At 50.4% G+C, this 7,500-nt stretch carries 2 tRNA genes and 4 rRNA genes (2 of these 6 only partly in view); all 6 read right to left on the bottom strand.

Features of this window, described 5'->3' with window-relative positions:
• Window positions 1–2,620: ribosomal RNA gene (locus ACZ5VE_RS00750) — 23S ribosomal RNA — on the bottom strand; it reaches 260 nt to the left of the window's first position.
• A gap of 400 nt (window positions 2,621–3,020) precedes the next feature.
• Window positions 3,021–3,096 (bottom strand) — tRNA-Ala (locus tag ACZ5VE_RS00745).
• 45 nt (window positions 3,097–3,141) lie between these two features.
• Window positions 3,142–3,218, bottom strand: a tRNA-Ile gene (locus ACZ5VE_RS00740).
• Window positions 3,219–3,315: 97 nt separating this feature from the next.
• Window positions 3,316–4,846 (bottom strand): 16S ribosomal RNA (locus ACZ5VE_RS00735).
• 327 nt (window positions 4,847–5,173) lie between these two features.
• Window positions 5,174–5,286 (bottom strand): 5S ribosomal RNA (gene rrf / locus ACZ5VE_RS00730).
• A 171-nt stretch (window positions 5,287–5,457) separates the two neighbouring features.
• Window positions 5,458–7,500: ribosomal RNA gene (locus tag ACZ5VE_RS00725) — 23S ribosomal RNA — on the bottom strand (it continues 837 nt past the right edge of the window).
• The 16S, 23S and 5S rRNA genes sit together here with 2 tRNA genes alongside, the layout of an rRNA operon.

Here is a 7,500-nt window from a genome sequence, read left to right as displayed (position 1 = left end):
TTCCTCAAATCTGCAGCGCCCACGGAAGATAGGGACCAAACTGTCTCACGACGTTTTAAACCCAGCTCACGTACCTCTTTAAATGGCGAACAGCCATACCCTTGGGACCGGCTACAGCCCCAGGATGAGATGAGCCGACATCGAGGTGCCAAACACCGCCGTCGATATGAACTCTTGGGCGGTATCAGCCTGTTATCCCCAGAGTACCTTTTATCCGTTGAGCGATGGCCCTTCCATACAGAACCACCGGATCACTATGTCCTACTTTCGTATCTGCTCGACTTGTCAGTCTCGCAGTTAAGCACGCTTATGCCATTGCACTATTATCACGATGTCCGACCGTAACTAGCGTACCTTCGAACTCCTCCGTTACGCTTTGGGAGGAGACCGCCCCAGTCAAACTGCCTACCATGCACTGTCCCCGATCCAGATAATGGACCTAGGTTAGAACCTCAAACACACCAGGGTGGTATTTCAACGTTGGCTCCACCGAGACTAGCGTCCCGGCTTCAAAGCCTCCCACCTATCCTACACAGATCTGTTCAAAGTCCAATACAAAGCTACAGTAAAGGTTCATGGGGTCTTTCCGTCTTTCCGCGGGGAGATTGCATCATCACAAACATTTCAACTTCGCTGAGTCTCAGGAGGAGACAGTGTGGCCATCGTTACGCCATTCGTGCAGGTCGGAACTTACCCGACAAGGAATTTCGCTACCTTAGGACCGTTATAGTTACGGCCGCCGTTTACTGGGACTTCAATCAAGAGCTTGCACCCCATCATTTAATCTTCCAGCACCGGGCAGGCGTCACACCCTATACGTCCACTTTCGTGTTTGCAGAGTGCTGTGTTTTTATTAAACAGTCGCAGCCACCGATTTTTTGCAACCCCGTTCGGCTCCCTTTGTTCAAGTTCACCTAATAGGGGCATACCTTCTCCCGAAGTTACGGTATCAATTTGCCGAGTTCCTTCTCCTGAGTTCTCTCAAGCGCCTTAGAATACTCATCTCGCGCACCAGTGTCGGTTTGCGGTACGGTCAATTACAAGCTGAAGCTTAGTGGCTTTTCCTGGAAGCAGGGTATCACTCAGTTCGTCTGCAAGCAGACTCCTTATCACCCCTCATCTTAGCCCGGCGGATTTGCCTACCAGGCATGACTACAGGCTTGAACCAACATATCCAACAGTTGGCTGAGCTAACCTTCTCCGTCCCCACATCGCACTTGTAATCGGTACAGGAATATTGACCTGTTTCCCATCAGCTACGCATCTCTGCCTCGCCTTAGGGGCCGACTCACTCTACGCCGATGAACGTTGCGTAGAAAACCTTGCGCTTACGGCGAGGGGGCTTTTCACCCCCTTTAACGCTACTCATGTCAGCATTCGCACTTCTGATACCTCCAGCAGGGTTTACACCACCACCTTCACAGGCCTACAGAACGCTCTCCTACCACTTGCAATAAATTGCAAATCCGCAGCTTCGGTAACTGGCTTAGCCCCGTTACATCTTCCGCGCAGGACGACTCGATCAGTGAGCTATTACGCTTTCTTTAAATGATGGCTGCTTCTAAGCCAACATCCTGACTGTTTTAGCCTTCCCACTTCGTTTCCCACTTAGCCAATTTTAGGGACCTTAGCTGGCGGTCTGGGTTGTTTCCCTCTTGAGTCCGGACGTTAGCACCCGGTGCTCTGTCTCCCAAGCTGTACTCATCGGTATTCGGAGTTTGCCTTGGTTTGGTAAGTCGCCATGACCCCCTAGCCAAAACAGTGCTCTACCCCCGATGGTAATACTTGAGGCACTACCTAAATAGTTTTCGGAGAGAACCAGCTATTTCCAAGTTTGTTTAGCCTTTCACCCCTATCCACAGGTCATCCGCTAATTTTGCAACATTAGTCGGTTCGGACCTCCAGTACCTGTTACGGCACCTTCATCCTGCCCATGGATAGATCACTTGGTTTCGGGTCTACACCCAGCGACTGATCGCCCTATTCGGACTCGATTTCTCTACGGCTTCCCTATTCGGTTAACCTTGCCACTGAATGTAAGTCGCTGACCCATTATACAAAAGGTACGCAGTCACCCCTTTCGAGGCTCCTACTTTTTGTAAGCATGCGGTTTCAGGATCTATTTCACTCCCCTCCCGGGGTTCTTTTCGCCTTTCCCTCACGGTACTTGTTCACTATCGGTCAATGATGAGTATTTAGCCTTGGAGGATGGTCCCCCCATATTCAGACAGGATTTCTCGTGTCCCGCCCTACTTGTCGTTAGCTCAGTACCACACATTTGTTTTCGCATACGGGACTATCACCCACTATGGTCGGCCTTTCCATGCCGCTTTGCTAACAATTGCGCTATCACTAACAGGCTCTTCCGATTTCGCTCGCCACTACTTTCGGAATCTCGGTTGATGTCTTTTCCTCGAGCTACTGAGATGTTTCAGTTCACCCGGTTCGCCTCGCATGACTATGTATTCATCATGCGATACCCCTAAGGGTGGGTTTCCCCATTCAGAAATCTCCGGATCAATGCTTATTTGCCAGCTCCCCGAAGCTTATCGCAGGCTTTCACGTCTTTCGTCGCCTATCATTGCCAAGGCATCCACCACATGCTCTTATTCACTTGACCCTATAACTTTGAACTCTCTTGCGAGATTCCATCGTTATTTTCAAGGAATGTCTGTCAGGTCTTTCACCTGACGCGTTATGCCGTAAATGAATAATTCCTCAACACCGGATGTTTCCATCCAATATCAAAAGAACAATTCGTCTTTACTTGAATTTCAAACGTAGTTTGAATATTCGTTTTGACGCAATCAAAAAATTGTCACCAGGGGCACGGTCCGCACTAAACCTTTACGAATGTGCGGTTTCCCCTGGCAACTCTGATTCGACTCTATGAATTTTTAAAGAACAGCCGTGCGTCTTGCGACGCTTGTCAATCGATCAATATCAATCAACACAAAATATGCCTTGTTTAAAGCAACTTTTGTTTTGAATGAACATCTACCCGATGTCTTGATAAGTGATGGTGGAGGATGACGGGATCGAACCGACGACCCCCTGCTTGCAAAGCAGGTGCTCTCCCAGCTGAGCTAATCCCCCGTTGTCTTACCCTGAACGCCCAACAGCGCTCGTTCTCAGAAGGATTGGTGGGTCTGGTTGGTCTCGAACCAACGACCCCTGCGTTATCAACACAGTGCTCTAACCAACTGAGCTACAGACCCAAGCCGGTCACCAATGACCAGGCCAAGCCTTAGTCGTCAGCGACAACCTTCCAACAACCGATAAGTGTGAGCGTTCAATTTAGATTGCAGTTTCCAGAAAGGAGGTGATCCAGCCGCACCTTCCGATACGGCTACCTTGTTACGACTTCACCCCAGTCACGAACCCCGCCGTGGTAATCGCCCTCCTTGCGGTTAGGCTAACTACTTCTGGCGAGACCCGCTCCCATGGTGTGACGGGCGGTGTGTACAAGACCCGGGAACGTATTCACCGTGACATTCTGATCCACGATTACTAGCGATTCCGACTTCACGCAGTCGAGTTGCAGACTGCGATCCGGACTACGACTGGTTTTATGGGATTAGCTCCCCCTCGCGGGTTGGCAACCCTTTGTACCAGCCATTGTATGACGTGTGTAGCCCCACCTATAAGGGCCATGAGGACTTGACGTCATCCCCACCTTCCTCCGGTTTGTCACCGGCAGTCTCATTAGAGTGCCCAACTGAATGTAGCAACTAATGACAAGGGTTGCGCTCGTTGCGGGACTTAACCCAACATCTCACGACACGAGCTGACGACAGCCATGCAGCACCTGTGTTACGGCTCTCTTTCGAGCACGAAGCTATCTCTAGCGACTTCCGTACATGTCAAAGGTGGGTAAGGTTTTTCGCGTTGCATCGAATTAAACCACATCATCCACCGCTTGTGCGGGTCCCCGTCAATTCCTTTGAGTTTCAACCTTGCGGCCGTACTCCCCAGGCGGTCAACTTCACGCGTTAGCTTCGTTACTGAGTCAGTGAAGACCCAACAACCAGTTGACATCGTTTAGGGCGTGGACTACCAGGGTATCTAATCCTGTTTGCTCCCCACGCTTTCGTGCATGAGCGTCAGTACAGGTCCAGGGGATTGCCTTCGCCATCGGTGTTCCTCCGCATATCTACGCATTTCACTGCTACACGCGGAATTCCATCCCCCTCTACCGTACTCTAGCTATACAGTCACAAATGCAGTTCCCAGGTTGAGCCCGGGGATTTCACATCTGTCTTATATAACCGCCTGCGCACGCTTTACGCCCAGTAATTCCGATTAACGCTTGCACCCTACGTATTACCGCGGCTGCTGGCACGTAGTTAGCCGGTGCTTATTCTTACGGTACCGTCATGAGCTCCTCGTATTAAGAGAAACCTTTTCGTTCCGTACAAAAGCAGTTTACAACCCGAGGGCCTTCATCCTGCACGCGGAATGGCTGGATCAGACTTTCGTCCATTGTCCAAAATTCCCCACTGCTGCCTCCCGTAGGAGTCTGGACCGTGTCTCAGTTCCAGTGTGGCTGGTCGTCCTCTCAGACCAGCTACAGATCGTTGGCTTGGTGAGCCTTTACCCCACCAACTACCTAATCTGATATCGGCCGCTCCAATCGCGCGAGGTCTTGCGATCCCCCGCTTTCATCCTTAGATCGTATGCGGTATTAGCGTAACTTTCGCTACGTTATCCCCCACGACTGGGCACGTTCCGATATATTACTCACCCGTTCGCCACTCTCGAGGGGTTGCCCCCTCTACCGTTCGACTTGCATGTGTAAAGCATTCCGCCAGCGTTCAATCTGAGCCAGGATCAAACTCTATAGTTCGATCTTGATTTTTTTCGGCCTTTCGACCAACTCATAAATTGGAATCGACGTGGTCACCATCTCTGATTTCCACATCTTTTTTACTTCATGAGCGTTTGTTAGCTAATTAAAGCTAAGTTCCGAAGAACTTGGCAATCACCATCAAACGCCCACGCTTATCGGCTGTATATTTTTAAAGAACCCGGGCAACTTTCATCACCTTGTTTTGCTACGCTGCGATCAGCGAAGCCTTCTATTGTATCACGCTTTTGCGCTTTCTTTAAAAGATTTTTATGTCTTCTAAAGAAAACGCCCCACCGAATGGTGAGGCGTTTTGGGCTGTTAGAAGCCTGACGATGTCCTACTTTCACACGGGAATCCGCACTATCATCGGCGCTAAGTCGTTTCACGGTCCTGTTCGAGATGGGAAGGAGTGGTACCAACTTGCTATGGTCATCAGGCATAACTTGTTGTCATCTTGACCAAGTCAAGACAACGAATTCATAGAGTTTCGAATCAGATTTTAGGCTTGTTCACCAGGCTCTCACCCAGTCTTTCACCTTTTTTGAATGCGTCAACTTGGCATAACTTCCCTGACCAATGCACACCTTTCGATGTGTGATCAAAGTTATAGGGTCAAGCCGCACGAGCAATTAGTATCAGTTAGCTTAACGCATTACTGCGCTTCCACACCTGACCTATCAACGTCCTGGTCTTGAACGACTCTTTAGGGGGCTCAAGGCCCCGGCAGATCTCATCTTGAAACGAGTTTCCCGCTTAGATGCTTTCAGCGGTTATCTCTTCCACACTTAGCTACTCGGCAATGCCACTGGCGTGACAACCGATACACCAGAGGTGTGTCCACTCCGGTCCTCTCGTACTAGGAGCAGGCTTCCTCAAATCTGCAGCGCCCACGGAAGATAGGGACCAAACTGTCTCACGACGTTTTAAACCCAGCTCACGTACCTCTTTAAATGGCGAACAGCCATACCCTTGGGACCGGCTACAGCCCCAGGATGAGATGAGCCGACATCGAGGTGCCAAACACCGCCGTCGATATGAACTCTTGGGCGGTATCAGCCTGTTATCCCCAGAGTACCTTTTATCCGTTGAGCGATGGCCCTTCCATACAGAACCACCGGATCACTATGTCCTACTTTCGTATCTGCTCGACTTGTCAGTCTCGCAGTTAAGCACGCTTATGCCATTGCACTATTATCACGATGTCCGACCGTAACTAGCGTACCTTCGAACTCCTCCGTTACGCTTTGGGAGGAGACCGCCCCAGTCAAACTGCCTACCATGCACTGTCCCCGATCCAGATAATGGACCTAGGTTAGAACCTCAAACACACCAGGGTGGTATTTCAACGTTGGCTCCACCGAGACTAGCGTCCCGGCTTCAAAGCCTCCCACCTATCCTACACAGATCTGTTCAAAGTCCAATACAAAGCTACAGTAAAGGTTCATGGGGTCTTTCCGTCTTTCCGCGGGGAGATTGCATCATCACAAACATTTCAACTTCGCTGAGTCTCAGGAGGAGACAGTGTGGCCATCGTTACGCCATTCGTGCAGGTCGGAACTTACCCGACAAGGAATTTCGCTACCTTAGGACCGTTATAGTTACGGCCGCCGTTTACTGGGACTTCAATCAAGAGCTTGCACCCCATCATTTAATCTTCCAGCACCGGGCAGGCGTCACACCCTATACGTCCACTTTCGTGTTTGCAGAGTGCTGTGTTTTTATTAAACAGTCGCAGCCACCGATTTTTTGCAACCCCGTTCGGCTCCCTTTGTTCAAGTTCACCTAATAGGGGCATACCTTCTCCCGAAGTTACGGTATCAATTTGCCGAGTTCCTTCTCCTGAGTTCTCTCAAGCGCCTTAGAATACTCATCTCGCGCACCAGTGTCGGTTTGCGGTACGGTCAATTACAAGCTGAAGCTTAGTGGCTTTTCCTGGAAGCAGGGTATCACTCAGTTCGTCTGCAAGCAGACTCCTTATCACCCCTCATCTTAGCCCGGCGGATTTGCCTACCAGGCATGACTACAGGCTTGAACCAACATATCCAACAGTTGGCTGAGCTAACCTTCTCCGTCCCCACATCGCACTTGTAATCGGTACAGGAATATTGACCTGTTTCCCATCAGCTACGCATCTCTGCCTCGCCTTAGGGGCCGACTCACTCTACGCCGATGAACGTTGCGTAGAAAACCTTGCGCTTACGGCGAGGGGGCTTTTCACCCCCTTTAACGCTACTCATGTCAGCATTCGCACTTCTGATACCTCCAGCAGGGTTTACACCACCACCTTCACAGGCCTACAGAACGCTCTCCTACCACTTGCAATAAATTGCAAATCCGCAGCTTCGGTAACTGGCTTAGCCCCGTTACATCTTCCGCGCAGGACGACTCGATCAGTGAGCTATTACGCTTTCTTTAAATGATGGCTGCTTCTAAGCCAACATCCTGACTGTTTTAGCCTTCCCACTTCGTTTCCCACTTAGCCAATTTTAGGGACCTTAGCTGGCGGTCTGGGTTGTTTCCCTCTTGAGTCCGGACGTTAGCACCCGGTGCTCTGTCTCCCAAGCTGTACTCATCGGTATTCGGAGTTTGCCTTGGTTTGGTAAGTCGCCATGACCCCCTAGCCAAAACAGTGCTCTACCCCCGATGGTAAT

The organism is Limnohabitans sp. INBF003 (assembly GCF_055396645.1).
This window is presented reverse-complemented; position numbering and strand designations above follow the sequence as displayed.